This is a genomic window from Pseudomonas fluorescens, from assembly GCF_002837185.1.
GTDB classification, from domain to species: Bacteria; Pseudomonadota; Gammaproteobacteria; order Pseudomonadales; family Pseudomonadaceae; genus Aquipseudomonas; species Aquipseudomonas fluorescens_AM.
Window position 1 is genome coordinate 164758 of the sequence record NZ_KZ477993.1, and the last position, 16540, is coordinate 181297.

Annotated in this window: 16 protein-coding genes and 1 tRNA gene; 9 read left to right on the top strand and 8 right to left on the bottom strand. The window is 60.7% G+C overall.

Annotation, left to right across the window (positions count from 1 at the left end; all coding sequences use genetic code 11):
- Positions 1–62: 62 nt before the first annotated feature.
- On the bottom strand, positions 63–476 hold the full coding sequence (locus tag CIB54_RS11365) for a hypothetical protein (RefSeq protein WP_101219821.1): 414 nt from the start codon (positions 474–476) through the stop codon (positions 63–65).
- Positions 477–616: 140 nt separating this feature from the next.
- Between CIB54_RS11365 and CIB54_RS11370 the strand changes: the two genes are divergently transcribed.
- Both CIB54_RS11370 and CIB54_RS11375 read left to right on the top strand, forming a co-directional pair.
- Positions 617–1582: an arsenic resistance protein gene (locus tag CIB54_RS11370; RefSeq protein WP_101219822.1), complete on the top strand. Its 966-nt coding sequence runs from the start codon at positions 617–619 to the stop codon at positions 1580–1582.
- Positions 1583–1668: 86 nt separating this feature from the next.
- Complete coding sequence (locus CIB54_RS11375) at positions 1669–3276, top strand: ArnT family glycosyltransferase (protein ID WP_101219823.1); 1608 nt, start codon at positions 1669–1671, stop codon at positions 3274–3276.
- 20 nt (positions 3277–3296) lie between these two features.
- Here the strand turns inward: CIB54_RS11375 and CIB54_RS11380 are convergent, their stop codons facing one another.
- From CIB54_RS11380 to CIB54_RS11400, 5 genes are all read right to left on the bottom strand, one after another.
- Complete coding sequence (locus CIB54_RS11380; protein WP_101219824.1) at positions 3297–3968, bottom strand: YajG family lipoprotein; 672 nt, start codon at positions 3966–3968, stop codon at positions 3297–3299.
- Positions 3969–4141: 173 nt separating this feature from the next.
- Positions 4142–4217, bottom strand: a tRNA-Phe gene (locus tag CIB54_RS11385).
- Between the two features lie 103 nt (positions 4218–4320).
- Positions 4321–4593, bottom strand: a complete 273-nt coding sequence (locus CIB54_RS11390; RefSeq protein WP_057724507.1) for an oxidative damage protection protein — start codon at positions 4591–4593, stop codon at positions 4321–4323.
- The gene (gene mutY, locus CIB54_RS11395) at positions 4590–5657 is read right to left on the bottom strand and encodes an A/G-specific adenine glycosylase (protein ID WP_101219825.1); all 1068 of its coding nucleotides are present in this window, start codon (positions 5655–5657) and stop codon (positions 4590–4592) included. Before mutY ends, CIB54_RS11390 begins: the two co-directional genes overlap by 4 nt.
- Positions 5654–7870: an AsmA family protein gene (locus CIB54_RS11400; RefSeq protein WP_101219826.1), complete on the bottom strand. Its 2217-nt coding sequence runs from the start codon at positions 7868–7870 to the stop codon at positions 5654–5656. The genes mutY and CIB54_RS11400 overlap by 4 nt, the downstream gene beginning before the upstream one ends.
- A gap of 325 nt (positions 7871–8195) precedes the next feature.
- Here CIB54_RS11400 and CIB54_RS11405 point away from each other — a divergent pair, with 325 nt between their 5' ends.
- The 6 genes from CIB54_RS11405 (at position 8196) to hisF (ending at position 13311) form a co-directional block, all read left to right on the top strand.
- Positions 8196–9857, top strand: coding sequence for an OFA family MFS transporter (locus tag CIB54_RS11405; RefSeq protein ID WP_065950073.1), 1662 nt, complete (start codon positions 8196–8198; stop codon positions 9855–9857).
- A gap of 267 nt (positions 9858–10124) precedes the next feature.
- Complete coding sequence (hisB, locus tag CIB54_RS11410) at positions 10125–10718, top strand: imidazoleglycerol-phosphate dehydratase HisB (RefSeq protein WP_065885762.1); 594 nt, start codon at positions 10125–10127, stop codon at positions 10716–10718.
- Positions 10718–11356 carry an imidazole glycerol phosphate synthase subunit HisH gene (gene hisH / locus CIB54_RS11415; RefSeq protein ID WP_065950074.1) on the top strand — a complete coding sequence of 213 codons (639 nt, stop codon included), beginning with the start codon at positions 10718–10720 and terminating at the stop codon, positions 11354–11356. The genes hisB and hisH overlap by 1 nt, the downstream gene beginning before the upstream one ends.
- Positions 11357–11617 carry a DUF2164 domain-containing protein gene (locus CIB54_RS11420; protein WP_101219827.1) on the top strand — a complete coding sequence of 87 codons (261 nt, stop codon included), beginning with the start codon at positions 11357–11359 and terminating at the stop codon, positions 11615–11617. It abuts the gene before it with no gap.
- A gap of 90 nt (positions 11618–11707) precedes the next feature.
- Entirely contained in the window at positions 11708–12457 is a 750-nt protein-coding gene (gene hisA, locus CIB54_RS11425; protein ID WP_101219828.1) for a 1-(5-phosphoribosyl)-5-[(5-phosphoribosylamino)methylideneamino]imidazole-4-carboxamide isomerase, read from the top strand.
- An 83-nt stretch (positions 12458–12540) separates the two neighbouring features.
- A complete protein-coding gene (gene hisF, locus CIB54_RS11430; RefSeq protein WP_065950077.1) occupies positions 12541–13311 on the top strand; it encodes an imidazole glycerol phosphate synthase subunit HisF in 771 nt (256 codons plus the stop codon).
- On the opposite strand, the gene CIB54_RS11435 is transcribed toward hisF, so the two are convergent.
- Positions 13308–14612 carry a Vps62-related protein gene (locus CIB54_RS11435; RefSeq protein ID WP_101219829.1) on the bottom strand — a complete coding sequence of 435 codons (1305 nt, stop codon included), beginning with the start codon at positions 14610–14612 and terminating at the stop codon, positions 13308–13310. The two genes, hisF and CIB54_RS11435, sit on opposite strands and share 4 nt — an antisense overlap.
- Before the next feature lie 292 nt (positions 14613–14904).
- On the opposite strand from CIB54_RS11435, the gene CIB54_RS11440 reads away from it, so the two are divergent.
- On the top strand, positions 14905–15621 hold the full coding sequence (locus CIB54_RS11440; RefSeq protein WP_420094155.1) for a substrate-binding periplasmic protein: 717 nt from the start codon (positions 14905–14907) through the stop codon (positions 15619–15621).
- Positions 15622–15765: 144 nt separating this feature from the next.
- Here the strand turns inward: CIB54_RS11440 and CIB54_RS11445 are convergent, their stop codons facing one another.
- A complete protein-coding gene (locus CIB54_RS11445; RefSeq protein ID WP_065950080.1) occupies positions 15766–16539 on the bottom strand; it encodes a divergent polysaccharide deacetylase family protein in 774 nt (257 codons plus the stop codon).
- Position 16540 lies beyond the last annotated feature (1 nt).

Below are 16540 nucleotides of genomic sequence, written 5' to 3' on the forward strand. Positions count from 1 at the left end.
TAACAAATAAGTGACTGACGCACTGCCATCGGGGGCAAGCCCCCTCCCACATTGTGTATGTGTCAGTCTGTTGAGTTCGTCAGGGCTTGGGATGCAGCCACGGAGTCCGCCTGGAACTGCGGCGATTCGATCCACGCCAATGCGGCGGCTTCGTCATCGCTGTCAGTGGCCCATTGCCGATATTCAATCAGCGCGGCCAGGATAAAGTCGGTCGCTTCCTCTTCGCCTTCCTGTTCCAGCACCAACGCCAGCAGCGGGTGCGCCAGGAATACCGCACACAGCGCCTGCTGGCTGGTTTCGCCCGCCGTGCGCATCTCCACGAACAGCTCGGTCAAGTCCACTGACTCAAGGTCGATACGGCTGTCGTCGCCGGCGAACGCATCCGGCTTGGTGGCGACGGCACGTTGGGTACGGTTTTGCTTGGCCTTGGTTTTTGCCCGCTGGGCACGTTTTTGCTGCTTGTTTGGCGAGGCCATGGGCGTAACGTCCTTGGGGTTGGGGCAGGTATTGAAGCGCAGGTTGGGGGAAATCCCAAGCAGGTTTGGTCGCTCATCCAGCTCGACCACCAGGCAATAGATGAATAGGCTTGGCCTTCGCAACCTGCCAGAGCGTCTTCATGACCCGCGACACCCTTGAGCACAACCAGATTCCCCTCTACTTTGTCGCCACCCTGCTGGCCGCGCTCTGTGGTGCATTCGCGCCGTCTTTTGCTCAGGGCCTCAGCGTACTGGTCACGCCCGCCATCGCGGTATTGATGTATGCGATGTTCCTGCAAATCCCTTTTCTCGACCTGCGCCGTGGCTGGGGCAGCCCGCGCTTTATATTGGCGTTGCTGCTGGCCAATTTCATCCTGGTGCCCTTGCTGGTATGGGCGCTGACCCGTGGCCTGCTGGAGTACCCCGCGTTGTTGGTGGGCGCGTTGCTGGTATTGCTGACGCCGTGTATCGATTACGTGGTGGTGTTTACCCACATCGGCAAAGGTGATTCGCGGTTGATGCTGGCGGCCACGCCGTTACTGTTACTGGTGCAATTGGCCCTGCTGCCGGTGTACCTGGGTTCGATGCTGGGAGCGCACTCGGAGGTGGTGATCGCGGTCGCGCCGTTTATCGAAGCGTTCCTGTTGTTGATCGCGCTGCCAATGTTGCTGGCCGCGTTGACGGCCTTTTACGCGCGACGATCAATGCTGATCAACCGGTGGAACAGCGCCTGGGCCTGGTTGCCGGTGCCGGCGATGGCCCTCGTGCTGTTTGTGGTGATCGGATCGCAGATCACATCGGTGATTCGGGATATCCGCCTGCTTCTGCCGTTGCTGCCCATCTACGCAGGCTTCGTGCTGCTGGCGCCGCTGATGGGGATGTTGGCTGCGCGGGTATTCGCGCTGCCGGCGGCAACGGCGCGTGCGGTAACGTTCAGCGCATCCACCCGCAATTCCCTGGTGGTGTTGCCCCTGGCGCTGGCATTGCCTGAAGGCGTGCGCGGGCTGGCCGCGACGGCGGTCATCCTGCAAACATTGGTCGAACTGGTGGCGCAGTTGATCTACATCCGCCTGATCCCGGCCCTGGTATGGCCCGCCAGTCGTTAATGCATGAATGTGCAGGTTCGTTCAGACGCTGTTCAGGGGGGCAGTCGGCACCATAAGCCCGCGCTTCCCACCTGACAGGTCACCCGATGGATCATCGCAACCGCTTTCGCCTGGAGTCGCTGGGCATCTTTCTGATCGCCTTGTTGCTGTTCACTTTGGGTATCTGGGATCAGCAGCCTCAGGGCTTCGACGGGCGCTGGGCATTGTTCCTGCAGGAAATGTTTCGCCACGGCGCGAGTCTTTTCCCTACCACTTACGGCCAGCCATACGCGGATTATCCCGGCACCGCGACGTTCTTCAGTTTTGTCTTCGCCCGGCTGTTTGACGCGCCGAACCACTTGGCGAATGTGCTGCCCACCGCGCTCGCTTCGGCGGGGGGAGTCGCCCTGATCTATCGCCTGCTGGCACCATCCAGCCGGCCTTGGGCATTACTGACGGTGCTGCTGACACTCCTCACCACCCAACTGCTCGAAAAGTCGCGCTCGGTGTGCCTGGACCAGATGGTCGCGCTGCTGTGCGTCGGCAGTTTCTACCTGCTGCACAGTGGTGAACAGCTGGGCTCGCGGTTCAGGCAACTTGCGGTTTTCCCCTTGTTTGTCCTGGCCTTCGCGATTCGTGGGCCGCTGGGGTTGATCGAGGTGTGTGGCGTCACATGTGTGTACTGGGCGTTGGGCCGGCCGGGGGAGCGGGTCAGGCAGGTGTTGGTTCACGGCGTGGTCGGGTTGGTGTTGCTGGCGGCGTGCTGGTGGATGCTGATGAAGCTCGCCCGAATCAGCGGGGGTGATGCTTTTGCCGATGAGGTGTTCAAGATGCAGGTCGGCGGGCGCCTGGATGAGTCCGGCGAGCCGTTTTATTTCTACTTCCAGCTGAGTTTGTACCGGTACTTCCCGGTGGTGCCGTTGGCCCTGGCGACGTTGATCGCGCTACGGCATCGCTGGACGCAGCGCTGGATCAATGATGATGTGCAGTTGCTGATACGCCTCGGCGCGTGCGGCTTGATGATTTTGCTCGGCCTGTCAGTACCGCACTTCAAGCGTGCCTATTACATCCTGCCCATGGTGCCGATGTTTGCCGCTGTGGCGGCCTATGGGCTGCTTCAGGCGCAAGGCTGGCTCGTTGGCGTGCGCCGCTGCTACGAAGGGCTCGTCGTGGCGCTGCCGGCGCTGGGCGTGGTGGTGGTGTTTGCGTGTCGGTATGCCTGGCACAAGCACGGCTATTGGCCTGATGTTTCGATGCCGTTATTGATCGGCGTGCTCGTACTGATGCAAGCGGCGGCGCTGGTGGCGTGGCGTCGGGCCGGGCGGTTGGTGTGGCTGAGCATGCTCGCCCTGGCGGCGCAGTGGTTGCTGCTGGTCACTGTAATCGAGCCGGCCAAGGATCTTCAGTTCGATACCCGGCAGTTTGTCAGCCAGGTGGAGGCGTTGCGGGACGCGCAGCCGGGCCCTCTGGTATTTGTCGACCTGGGCCGGGACACCTGGGCGGTGCGCTACATGATGAACCTGGACCACGATGAACAGCCGTTTTTCGTCGGGCGTGACGAACTGGAAAAGCTCGCCACATTGCCCCGGCCATCCTGGGTGATTGTGCCGCGCAAGGACACGGCGCTGTTGAAGGGCTCGCCGGTCGAGCCGTTGGCGCCGAGCTTTCAGGGACGGTTGAATGACAATGCGTTGATGGTGTTTTTGCTCAACTGAGATGGCTCTTTGGAAAGCACTTATTTACAACGAAACCCCTCCGGCATCGTAACCGTGTAATTACGCTGCACCCGATCCTGGAAATTCAGATTGCGCAGCCCCTGTTCCACCAAAAAGGCTTCTACCTTCGCGGCCTGGCAGTCGTCGTTGTACGACGACGCCCGCAGCACGTACACCGCGCGCTTGCTCGCCTCATCCCGCGCGGTGGCCCTGAACGTGGTGAGGGTGGTGTAACCGGTGCGCTCAGAGGTGCCTACGGGGCCGTAGGTGGTGTTTGGGGTGCTGGTGCAGGTCAGTTGGTCGGTTTTCTTTTTGTTCTTCTTGCACTGCGTGGTGGTGCTGTTTGCCACCTGGCCGTATTCGGTGGCGGTATAGCGGTAGGTGACTTGCTTGCTGTCGACGTCCAGGGTGACGGTCATTTTGATCGGTGCATGGTCTTTGGGCAGGGTGGTGTCGGTGAAGACATTGCGAAAGCCCTGGTCCTTCATGGCGCTGACCATGTCGCGCAGGTAGTAGCGAGCGTTGAGCGCGTTCTCGTCGCTGCCGCCGGTGGACGTCACCAGTACCGTTGCCTGGCGGTCGAAGTGGTAGTCGGGGTCAGGCGTTGCGTTGAGCGCTACGTCCATTTGCGTGGCGCATCCACTGAGCATTGCGGTCAGTAGCCAGAGCGTGCAGAGCAAGAAGCGTGTCATGGAAAAAACCTTACAACTGGGAATTGGGTAAAGGCTGGACGATTGAGTCCAGCGAAAAACAACCCTCAATCGTGCTGCTGCGACATCGTGACCGCACGCAGCCGGCCGCCATTAAATCGCAGGCAATAAAAAACCCCAAGGAACACATTGTTCCTTGGGGTTTCTCGGTATTTTGGTGCCCAGAGACGGAATCGAACCGCCGACACGGGGATTTTCAATCCCCTGCTCTACCGACTGAGCTATCTGGGCAACGGGGCGCATTAAACGGGTTTTTCAGGGGGTCGTCAAGCAAGTTTTCAAAAAATATTTAATTATTACCGTCGCTTACGTGCAGACCCCGGTTTTTGATCAATTATTGAGCAGGTGGTACGTAGCCGTCGGCCTTGGCGTAATCCTCGCCGGAAAAGAACTTGTCCATTTCGCCCTGCAGGTATTTGCGGTCTTCGGCGTTCATCATGTTCAAGCGTTTTTCGTTGATGAGCAGGGTCTGGTGTTTTTGCCAGTCGGCCCACGCCTGGGCGGAGACGTTATCGTAGATGTCCTGGCCTTTGGCGCCCGGAAAAGGGGCGCGTTCGAGGGCGGGCAGTTCTTCGTGGTACTTGCGGCACATGATGGTGCGGGTCATGACGACTCTCCTGCGTTCATTACTTCAGCCGCGCGCTTCAGCAGTTTTTTCACCGGGGCGGCAAGGCCCAGGCGCGGTGGGGTGGCGAGGTTATACCAGAGCCAGTCGGCCTCGGCCACGTGATGGGCGCTTTCCTCGACGTGGACCAGCCAGGGTTCGATGGCCAGTTGGAAGTGGCTGAAGGTGTGGATCAGCCCCGGCAGTGCCTGATGTTTGCCCAAGGCCAGCGCGTGCTGGTTGGCCAGATGATCCAGGTCTTGCAGGTCGTCCAGCTCCGGCAGGCTCCATAAACCGCCCCACAGGCCCGTGGAGGGGCGACGGTAAAGCAGGATCGCACCCTCGGCATTGGCCAGCATCGGCATCAGCGTGCGCTTCTGGGGGATGGTCTTGCGCGGCTTGGGGATCGGGTAGCGCGTCTCCAGGCCGAGCATGTGGGCTTCGCAGCCTTTTTCCAGCGGGCACAGCAGGCAGCTGGGTTTGCTGCGGGTGCATAGCGTGGCGCCCATGTCCATCATCGCCTGGGTGTAGGCGTTGACGCGGTCGTGTGGCGTAAAGCGCTCTGCGGTCGCCCACAGCTGCTTGGCGACCTTGGGTTCGCCCGGGTAACCCTCTTGCGCGGTAAAGCGTGCCAGCACGCGTTTGACGTTGCCGTCGAGGATCGGCGCGCGCAGGCCCATGCTCAGGCTGGCGATTGCGCCGGCAGTGGACAGGCCGATGCCGGGCAGTTCGGTAAGCTTTTCGACATCCCTGGGAAACTCGCCGCCGTATTCGGCGACCACGATCTTTGCAGTCTTTTGCAGGTTACGCGCCCGGGTGTAGTAACCCAGGCCGGTCCACAGGTGCAGCACTTCGTCTTCCGGCGCGGCGGCCAGTGCCTGGACCGTCGGCAAGGACGCCATGAACCGGTCGAAGTAATTGAGCACGGTGCTGACCTGGGTCTGTTGCAGCATGATCTCCGACACCCACACCCGATACGGCGTGATGCCCTGTTGCCAGGGCAGGTCGTGGCGACCGTGGCGGTCGTACCAGTCCAGCACCGCCTGTGAAAACTGCTCGTTTCTCATCGGTTGAACAGGCCTTTCAATGCGTCTTTGAGCTTGGGATTGACCTTGTCGAGCTTCTCTTCGAGTTTCTCGTTGAGACGATTGCCCGCTGCTTTGATGGCGACCTGGCCGAGGCCGTCCTTGTCCAGGCGGCAGGCCTTGGCGCCCAGTTCCAGCGGGCCACGGCAACGCAGCGGCACTTCGATACCCTGGAAGTTGGCGCCGACCTGGCAGGCCGGGTCCGGCACGTCGCGCTGGTCGCCTTCGACGATGATGCCCACCCGGTAGTCCATGCCCAGTACGCGCAGGTCGACATCGCCATTGCCGTTGAGGGTCAGTCCCGGAATGCGCACTTTCAGGTCAGGGTTGCTGGCCACGCCGTTGCGCAACGTCAGGTTGCCGCGCAGTTCCTGGAAGGGCGTGTCCTTGCCTTGCGGCGTGGTGCTCAGGGTTTTGCGGTTGAGCAGGGCGATACCGGTGCACAGTTGTTGCTCGATGTTGGCGTTGAGCAGCACACCGTTGTTGATGACGATGCCGGCGGTGCCGTTGAGGCTGTCGATCAAGGCCTTCTGGCTGTTGCCACGCCCGGTCAGGTTGCTGTCCAGGGTGACCTGGCCTTTGACTGGCGGGGTTTTCCCCTGGGCCTGCAGGATTTTTTCTACCGGTACCTGCTTGATATGGGTTTGCAGCGCCAGGAGCGGGGTGTCCTGGCGTACATCGAGGGTGCCGTTGGCCTGGAACGTGCCGTTGTAGAGGCCACCGCTCAGCGCGTCGAGCCTGAGCTGGCCATCGACGCCCGAGGCTTTCAGTACCGCGTTCTGGATCGGCAGCTGGCTCAAGGTGAGTTGGCCGAACGCAAGGTCCGCGTTGATATCCAGGCTGCGCAGGCGGGTCAGCGGCAGCAGTTTGTCACTGCTCCAGGCGGCTTTGGTCGGCGCTTCCGGCAGTGGGCTGTTACCGCCGGCGGCCATCGCACCGGCCTCGCTGCTTTGCACTTCGGCCTGGCGTGCGGCCGCCGTGCCTTTGGCGGCTTCGGATTTGGCCGGCAGGTAATTGTCGGCGTTGAAGGTGTCGCCCTTGAGCTGCACACGCAGTGACTGCTTGGCGAAATCATCCACGGCGACACGACCGGTGAAGGTGCTGCCATCGAGTTTCAGGTTCAGGTCCTCCAGCGCGACATTGGTCGGCGTGCCTGTGAGGCGGCTGACCAGTTCGACTTTGCTCAGGCTGCCCGGTGCCATCGCCGGCAGAGGGTGGCCGACGCTCTCGAGAAACTTGGCCAGGTCAAACTGCGCGACCGACAGCGCGCCGCTGATCTGCGGGGTATTGCTCAGGTCAGTAACCCGCAGTTCGCCCAGTGCGCGCAATTGGTTGGCCGAGAGTTTCAGGTTGGTCCATTCGGCGATGTTGGCGGCAAGATCGACCAGCAATTGACCCTGGGTGGAGAAGGTCAGCGTCTTGCCCTGCAAGGGTTCGCCAGTGGCTTCGCCGCTCAGGCGCATGTCTTCGAACTGGTAGCGCTTGAGGGCGCGCTGGATGCGCAAGTTGCCGTTCAGCTCGGTCTTGAGGCGCATGACCGGCTGGTTGCTGCCCAGGAAAGCGGTGAGTTTCAGCGGAATGTTGGCGCCTTCGTGGATGGCGCCGGCACTCAGTTGGATGCTTTCGGCGCTCAGTTGCTTGCCGGTCTGTTCATCGTTGTATTCAACGCGGGCGTTGTTGATGGTCAGGCTGTCGATGTCCAGGCGGATCGGCTGCGGCGGTTTCTCCGGCTTGGCTTCAGCCACCGGTTCGGCCGGCGCGGGGGCGGCAGCATCCGGGGTTTCGTCAGGCAGGTTCTTGCCGATGTCTTCCCAGTTGCCGTGGCCGTTCTTGTCGCGGTTCAGGCGCAGGTTCAGGCCTTCGACCCGCACATCGCTCATCTGCACTTCGCGGCGCAGCAGCGGCAGCACGCGTACCGACAGGCCGAGCATTTGCAGGTCGGCGAACGGTTGGGTCGGATTGGTCAGGGTTGCCACACCGGCTTCGTGCAGCTCCAGGCCCAGCCAGGGGAACAGGCTCCAGCCGATGTCGCCATTGAGCGTCAGCTCGATGTGGGCCTTGTCGCGGGCAATCTGGCGAATTTCTTCTTTGTAGTCGTTGGGATCGAAGAGATGGGTCAGGGCAAAGCCGAGAGCCACAATGATCAGCAACAGCCCGAGAAATACCAGACCCAGGATTTTGCCGAACGCTTTCATGGGCGAGTCCTTGTATGTCGATTTCAAAATTTAGCCGCAGAGTATAACGCCCGAAGGCCTGCATCAGTTCGTGGATCGTTACATTGTATCTACGACCGGCGAAACAGGATTTTGGCGTCAAATAAAACAGATGGGCTGAAAAAAGTGATGTCAATTTGGTTTTTCTCGCATCTGCAGGTGCTAATCTCTGCGCGTTCGTCCGCCTTCTGCGACGTATCGTCGCGCCAAAATGGAGCTTCACTCACAAAAAACGGCCACGCGTTGCGTGCAAGGCCGAGGGGGAGAGCGCCTGACGGACGCATACCAATAACTGGGGGAAACACCAATGAGCACTAGCACTGCGGCGGGTATCAACGCCGCACCGCCTGCGTTCCTGTCCAAGGAACGCATTATCGCCAAGCCCGGCTTCAACCGCTGGCTGGTTCCACCGGCCGCGCTGGCCATCCACCTGTGCATCGGCATGGCCTACGGTTTCTCGGTGTTCTGGCTGCCGCTGTCCAAGGCGCTGGGCATCACGGCGCCGGTCGCTTGTGCGCCGGACATGAGCTTTATCGCCCAGGTCTTCTCGTCCCAATGCGACTGGCCCATCTCCATGCTGGGCTGGATCTACACCCTGTTCTTCATCTTCCTGGGCTGCTCGGCAGCGATCTGGGGCGGCTGGCTGGAACATGCCGGGCCGCGCAAGGCCGGTGTCGTCTCGGCGTTGTGCTGGTGCGGCGGCCTGCTGATCTCGGCGTTGGGTATCTATACCCACCAGATCTGGCTGATGTGGATCGGCTCCGGGGTCATCGGCGGTATCGGCCTGGGCCTGGGCTATATCTCGCCCGTATCGACCCTGATCAAGTGGTTCCCGGACAAACGCGGCATGGCGACCGGCATGGCGATCATGGGCTTCGGCGGCGGCGCGATGGTCGGTGCACCGCTGGCGGCAGCACTGATGGGCCACTTCGCCTCGCCGACCAGCGTGGGCGTATGGCAGAGCTTCCTGGTGATGGCTGCGATCTATTTCGTGTTCATGATCGGCGGCGCCTTGTCCTATCGCGTTCCGCCAACCGGCTGGAAGCCTGAGGGCTGGACCGCACCGGCGAAAAAAGCCAGCAACGCGATGATCACGCACCGTCATGTGCATGTGAACGTGGCGTGGAAAACCCCGCAATTTCGTCTGGTATGGCTGGTGCTGTGCCTGAACGTGTCAGCCGGTATCGGCATCCTCGGCATGGCTTCGCCGCTGCTGCAGGAAGTGTTCGGCGGCAAATTGCTGGGGCTGGACGTACCGTTTGGTCAGTTGGACGCCGGGCAACTCGCATCGATTGCCGCGATCGCGGCCGGTTTCACCGGCCTGTTGAGCCTGTTCAACATCGGTGGCCGGTTCTTCTGGGCGTCGTTCTCCGACTACCTGGGGCGCAAAAATACCTACTTCGTGTTCTTCGCCCTGGGCTTTGCCCTGTACGCGCTGATCCCGAACCTGGGGCACCTGGGCAACGTGGCACTGTTCGTGGCGGCGTTCTGCATCATCCTGTCGATGTACGGCGGTGGTTTTGCCACGGTCCCGGCTTACCTGGCCGACCTGTTCGGTACGCAAATGGTCGGCGCCATTCATGGTCGCCTGCTGACCGCCTGGGCCGCTGCCGGCGTATTGGGCCCGGTGCTGGTGAACTACCTGCGTGAATATCAGTTGAGCATCGGCGTTGAACGCGCTGCGGCCTACGACATCACCTTGTACATTCTCGCTGGCCTGCTGGTGCTGGGCTTCATCTGCAACCTGCTGGTGCGTCCGGTGGCCGACAAGTACTTCATGACCGATGCCGAACTCGCCGCCGAGCAGGCGCTGGGCCATGACAAAGGCGCTGACGCCAGCACCGTGCTGGAGTGGAAAGCCTCCCCTGGCAGCAAGCCATTGGCGGTCGCCGCCTGGCTGGTGGTGGGCATTCCGTTGGCATGGGGTGTGTGGGTGACCCTGCAGAAGACCGCAGTACTGTTCCACTAACACGGCAAAACCCGTGTGGGAGGGGGCTTGCCCCCGATGGCGGCGCATCAGTCAATGCATTGTTGACTGACCCACTGCTATCGGGGGCAAGCCCCCTCCCACATTGATTGTTAGTGTTCTGGTGGGCTGGCTCCCACATGTATGCACATGTCTATCCCCGACATTCCCCGCTCCAACTCGTCAGTCTTATCCCCTTCGATGTTTCTGTTTAGCGCCCGCGCCCCTATAATGGCTGCCTTTTTCGCCCAATGATTTGCGGAGCTGGTGATGGTCGAACGTATGGCGTCCGTCGAGCGCGACACTCTGGAAACCCAGATCAAAGCCTCGATCAACCTGGATGGCACCGGAAAGGCCCGATTTGATATCGGTGTGCCTTTTCTTGAGCACATGCTGGACCAGATCGCCCGTCACGGGCTGATCGACCTGGATATCGTCAGCAAGGGCGACCTGCACATCGACGACCACCACACGGTGGAAGACGTGGGCATCACCCTCGGCCAGGCCTTTGCCAAGGCCATCGGCGACAAAAAAGGCATCCGTCGCTACGGCCACGCCTATGTCCCGCTGGACGAAGCGCTGTCGCGCGTAGTCATCGACTTCTCCGGCCGCCCGGGCCTGCAGATGCACGTGCCCTACACCCGCGCCACAGTGGGTGGCTTTGACGTCGACCTGTTCCAGGAATTCTTCCAGGGTTTCGTCAACCACGCACTGGTCAGCCTGCACATCGACAACCTGCGCGGCACTAACACCCACCACCAGATCGAAACCGTGTTCAAGGCTTTCGGCCGCGCGCTGCGCATGGCCGTGGAGCTGGATGAGCGCATGGCCGGGCAAATGCCTTCGACCAAGGGCGTTCTGTAATGCAGACGGTCGCGGTTATCGATTACGGCATGGGCAACCTGCACTCGGTGGCCAAGGCGCTCGAGCACGTGGGTGCCGGCAAGGTGCTGATCACCAGCGATGCCAACGTGATTCGCGAAGCCGACCGCGTGGTGTTTCCAGGCGTTGGCGCGATTCGCGATTGCATGGCCGAGATCCGCCGCCTGGGCTTTGACAGCCTGGTGCGCGAAGTCAGCCAGGACCGTCCGTTCCTCGGCATCTGCGTGGGCATGCAAGCCTTGCTCGACAGCAGTGAAGAGAACGGCGGTGTCGACTGCATTGGTCTGTTTCCCGGCCAGGTGAAGTTCTTCGGCAAAGACCTGCATGAAGACGGCGAACACCTCAAGGTGCCGCACATGGGGTGGAACGAAGTGCGTCGCGCGGTGGATCACCCGCTGTGGCATGAAATTCCGGACATGGCGCGTTTCTACTTTGTGCACAGCTACTACATCGCCGCCGGTAACCCGCGCCAGGTGGTGGGGGGCGGGCACTACGGCGTCGACTTCGCCGCAGCGCTGGCCGACGGCTCGCGCTTTGCCGTGCAGTTCCACCCGGAGAAGAGCCATACCCATGGCCTGCAATTGCTGCAGAACTTCGCCGCGTGGGACGGTCACTGGTAAATGGCCAAGAAACTGAAACCGCCGATCTTGAACCTCGCGCCCGAGCAGGAGCGTGCGGCTATCGACAAGATCAAGCGGTTCATGGAGGACCGCTTCGAGCTCAAGCTGGGCTCGTTTGAAGTCGCCGAGATTCTTGAGCTGTTCACCACCGAAGTGGCGCCGCATTATTACAACAGGGCGGTTTTCGACACGCAGACGCTCCTTAAAGAAAGGTTCGAAAGCATCGAAAGCGACTTGTGGTCGCTTGAAAAGAGCAGCTGAAAGCTTCAAGCCATAAGCTGCAAGAATTGATACGCGTGCTTGCTTGCAGCTAATAGCTTGCAGCTTGCAGCTCTTTGACGAAGGAAAAGCATGCTGATTATCCCCGCTATCGATCTCAAGGACGGCGCCTGCGTCCGTCTGCGCCAGGGCCGTATGGAAGATTCCACGGTGTTCTCCGATGACCCGGTGAGCATGGCCGCCAAATGGGTGGAAGGGGGCTGCCGTCGTCTGCATCTGGTGGACTTGAACGGCGCCTTCGAAGGCCAGCCAGTCAATGGCGAGGTGGTCACCGCGATCGCCAGACGCTACCCCAACCTGCCGATCCAGATCGGCGGCGGTATCCGCTCGCTGGAAACCATCGAGCATTACGTCAAAGCCGGCGTGAGCTACGTGATCATCGGCACCAAGGCGGTAAAAGACCCAGCCTTCGTCGCCGAAGCCTGCCGCGCGTTCCCGGGCAAGGTGATCGTCGGCCTGGATGCCAAGGACGGTTTTGTCGCCACCGACGGCTGGGCTGAAATCAGCACGGTGCAGGTGATCGACCTGGCCAAGCAGTTCGAAGCTGATGGTGTGTCCGCCATCGTTTATACCGACATCGCCAAAGACGGCATGATGCAGGGCTGCAACGTGCCGTTCACCGCCGCGCTGGCCGCTGCGACGAAAATCCCGGTGATCGCCTCTGGCGGTATCCACAACCTGGGTGACATCAAGTCGCTGCTGGACGCCAAAGCGCCCGGCATCATTGGCGCCATTACAGGCCGCGCGATTTATGAGGGCACGCTGGATGTAGCCGAAGCACAAGCCTTCTGTGATGGCTACGCGGCCAGCTCCAAGTCGTAAGCTGCAAGCTGCAAGTTAAAGCCGATCTGCTTCTACTTGCAGCTTGTAGCTCAAAGCTTGCAACTCTTATCGGAGATAAGCCTATGGCTTTAGCCAGACGCATCATCCCTTGCCTGGACGTCGACAACGGTCGCGTGGTCAAGGGCGTCAAGTTCGAGAACATCCGTGATGCCGGCGACCCGGTGGAAATCGCCCGTCGCTACGATGAACAGGGTGCCGATGAAATTACCTTTCTCGACATCACTGCCAGCGTCGACGGCCGCGATACCACTTTGCACACCGTCGAGCGCATGGCCAGCCAGGTGTTTATCCCGCTGACCGTGGGCGGCGGCGTGCGCACCGTGCAAGACATCCGCAACCTGCTCAATGCCGGCGCGGACAAGGTCTCGATCAACACCGCTGCGGTGTTCAACCCTGAGTTTGTCGGCGAAGCCGCGCAGCACTTCGGCTCGCAATGCATCGTGGTCGCCATCGACGCCAAGAAAGTGTCCGGCCCCGGCGAAACCCCGCGCTGGGAGATCTTCACCCACGGCGGGCGCAAACCGACCGGGCTGGACGCGGTGGAGTGGGCGATGAAGATGGAAGCCCTCGGCGCCGGTGAAATCCTGCTGACCAGCATGGACCAGGACGGCATGAAAAACGGCTTCGACCTGGGCGTAACCCGCGCCATCAGCGATGCCCTGGGCATCCCGGTGATCGCCTCCGGCGGTGTCGGCAACCTGCAGCACTTGGCCGATGGCGTCATCGAAGGGCATGCCAGCGCGGTGCTGGCGGCGAGTATTTTCCATTTTGGCGAATACACCGTCCCCGAGGCCAAGGCTTACATGGCGGCGCGCGGTATCGTCGTTCGTTAAACGGACGACGTGATAACCGCTTCGCGGGCTTTGGACTCCAGCGCGGACAGGGGCCTGCAATTGATTTGGCATTCTCGTGCTGGCGGGTATTCACTCCAGTACACGCTGTTGCCATCGGTGTAGCTGATGCTGGAAGAGATTTGCGTGTTGTTCTCACGCAACAATCGGTACTCACTTTGTATCAAGTACACCGCAATGGTTTTGTGGGCTGGCACCGTCGCGCTGATCTCAATGGACGTCGAGCTTGTCCACCCCTGCGTGGAGGTTTCGGTGTGAGTGAGACTTTTGTTGAACTTTGCCGAAAATTTGATTGAGGAGGCCAGTGGAGTGATGCTGAACTGCCATTCGCTCCCGATCTCTATGGCCGTGGTACGAGTAAAGGTTTCAAGCTGTGATCCGTTTTGCCCGTTGGTCGCGACCCACTTCAGGGTCTGCGTTGCGGAGCTTTGGTTCCGACCAAATCCGACGCGCAGATACTTATCGGTTCTTTCCAGACGATAAGTCGGCGATGAGCGCAGTTGTTCGACGGGGCTCAGGTGGGGATCTTTGACTGTGAACCACGGGAGCGTGGACATGTGAGTGACCTCGGCCTTTTCATGGGGCGAGGGAATGGAGTGGTCAGTCAAGTGTGGGGCTGGCGGGGAAGGGTTGACCTGAAGCGGGATACGCATTCGTAACGAGTAGGCCGCAATATGCTGGTCCGGCCTTGCATAGCTGTCGGCCCCGACAAAGGTACCTGGCGAAAGGTAAATTTCGCCCTGTGCGGCGCCAGGTGGTGTGATGTTCCAGGCACTGAAGCTCATCGCGGCGTTGCTGCCTCTGTCGTTCCAGATAAGGTCGCTGATGTAGGAGGCTATGACCAGGTCAGCTCTGACACAGCGAATGGCGTTGCGCGAGGGCTTCTGGTAACCCCGGGTGGTCACAAAGCCGAGCGCCAAATAACCTTCAGGCGCTACCGGGCGCCACACTGCACCGTCCTCGTAGGCTTTGGAATCTATATCGTTCCAGACCAGCTCGTATTCATCAGGCGGGCTGAGTGCTTTGCCTTTAACCCGGGCTTCTTCGCTGTTCGGATCACCTTCGCCAACTACCGCGACCACTTTCTTTCCGCTGATTTGGTGGTTGCCATACTGACCGATCACCACATCGCCCAGCGGAAAATAGCCTTTGAGAAACTCGGGGTTTGGCACCGGGCGCCAAAATGCACCCGGGCTCGCATTCGTTGAACCATTGCTATCCCAAAGCCATTGGAATTGGGAGGTGAAATTGATTAACAGATTTCCATATTTTATTGACTCCATGGGGATGTCCTTTTCGCAGAAGTAGAGTTGGGGAGGGCCGGCCGTCGTGGCGTGATCTGGTCCCTCTGTATCAGACGGTCAGCGCGTTCCGAACGGACAAGCCTCAAGACTCCACTATTGAGCACAGAGCGCCGGGGATGTAGTCGTTATGTAGGCACTGCAAGCGCGCGGGTTCGTCGTTCGGTAAACGCTGCTGGACAGCATGGCGGGGTCGCGGCACTCTCTGCGCTTGCCATGGATTCCGGTAGCCTTCATGTTCAAACACCTGCTGCTCGTCCTCGTCAGTTCCTCCATGCTCATGGCGGCTACGGCGCACGCCGACGAATCGCCTGCCACCTCCCTGGTGCTGCTGACGGAAAATTTCCCGCCTTACAACATGGCGAAAAACGGCAAGAATTTCGCCAGGGACGAGAACATCGAAGGCATCGCCGTGGATATCGTGCGGGAAACCTTCAAGCGCGCCGGCATTGCCTACAACCTCACCCTGCGTTTTCCTTGGGAGCGAATCTACAAACTCGCCCTGGAAAAGCCTGGCTATGGTGTGTTCGTCATGGCCCGTTTGCCGGACCGTGAAGCCTTGTTCAAATGGGTCGGCCCCATCGGCCCGGACGATTGGGTGCTGCTGGCCAAGGCTGACAGCAAGATCCAGTTGGAAGGCCTGCAGCAGGCGCGCCGCTACAGGATTGGCGCCTACAAAGGCGATGCCATTGCCGAGAGCCTGGACAAGCAGGGGCTCAAGCCGGTTGTCGCCTTACGTGACCAGGATAATGCGCAAAAGCTCATGGAGGGCCAGATCGACCTGTGGGCCACCGGCGATCCTGCTGGCCGTTACCTGGCGCGCCAGGTGGGGGTGAACGGGCTCAGGACGGTGTTGCGGTTCAACAGCGCGCAGCTTTACCTGGCGTTGAACAAGGATGTGCCGGACGAAGTGGTTGCCAGGCTCCAGGCTGCGCTGGATGAATTACGCAAGAGTGGTCGTGTAGACGAAATCATGGCGCGTTACCTCTGAAGTGGGCAGTTCCGAAGAATAAACGCGGTCAAAAATGTGGGAGGTGGCTTGCCCCCGATGGCAGCAGATCAGCCAATACATGTTCAGCTGACACACCGCTATCGGGGGCAAGCCCCCTCCCACATTGGATTTTCGCCACTTGATTTAGCGGTAAATGCCGTCTTTGCCGTGCCCGGCCATCGCCCGGTTACTGCGCACGCTGATCATCAACTTGATATCGATCCACTCCACACCCTGCGCCTTGAGCTTGGGCAATTCGCGCTCCAGCACCGCCAGGGTCTGTGGGTAAGGGTGTCCGATCATCACCGCCGAGCCCTGTTTATGCGCCAGCTTGATTGCGGTCTGCAGTTGCGTGGTAATTGCTGCCTCGGTGCGCTCGTCATCCAGGAAGACATCCCGCGAAACATGCGCCAGCCCGATCTTCTGCGCCTCGGCGGCGGCAACGGTCTGTGCGCTGGTACGGCTGTCCACAAAGAACTTGTGGCGCCGCTGCAGCTCGCCCATTAACCACGCCATTGCCTGTGGCTGCGCCGTCATGCGGCTGCCCATATGGTTATTGATGCCGGCGGTGTAGGGCACGGCCGCGAATGCGGCGTCCAGGCGCTTGCCCAGCTCTTCGATCGACAGCTCGGGGTGCCAGGCAAACGGACCGGTGGCCGGATCCATGGGCATGTGCAGGATGACGATCTTGCCGGCCTTGTGGGCCTCGCGGGCGAATTCGGCGGCATGAGGGGTGTCAGGCATGATCGCGGTGGTGACCGGCCCAGGCAGGGCCAGCACGCGACGATCCCTGGGCAGGTTTTGCCCGAGGTCGTCGATGATCAGGGTGAGATAGGCCTTGTGCGGCTCGCCGGCCGGCGTCGCTTGCGCGAATCCGGCCAGGCTGCACAGCAAGGCGATGGTCAGGGCAAAGCGCATA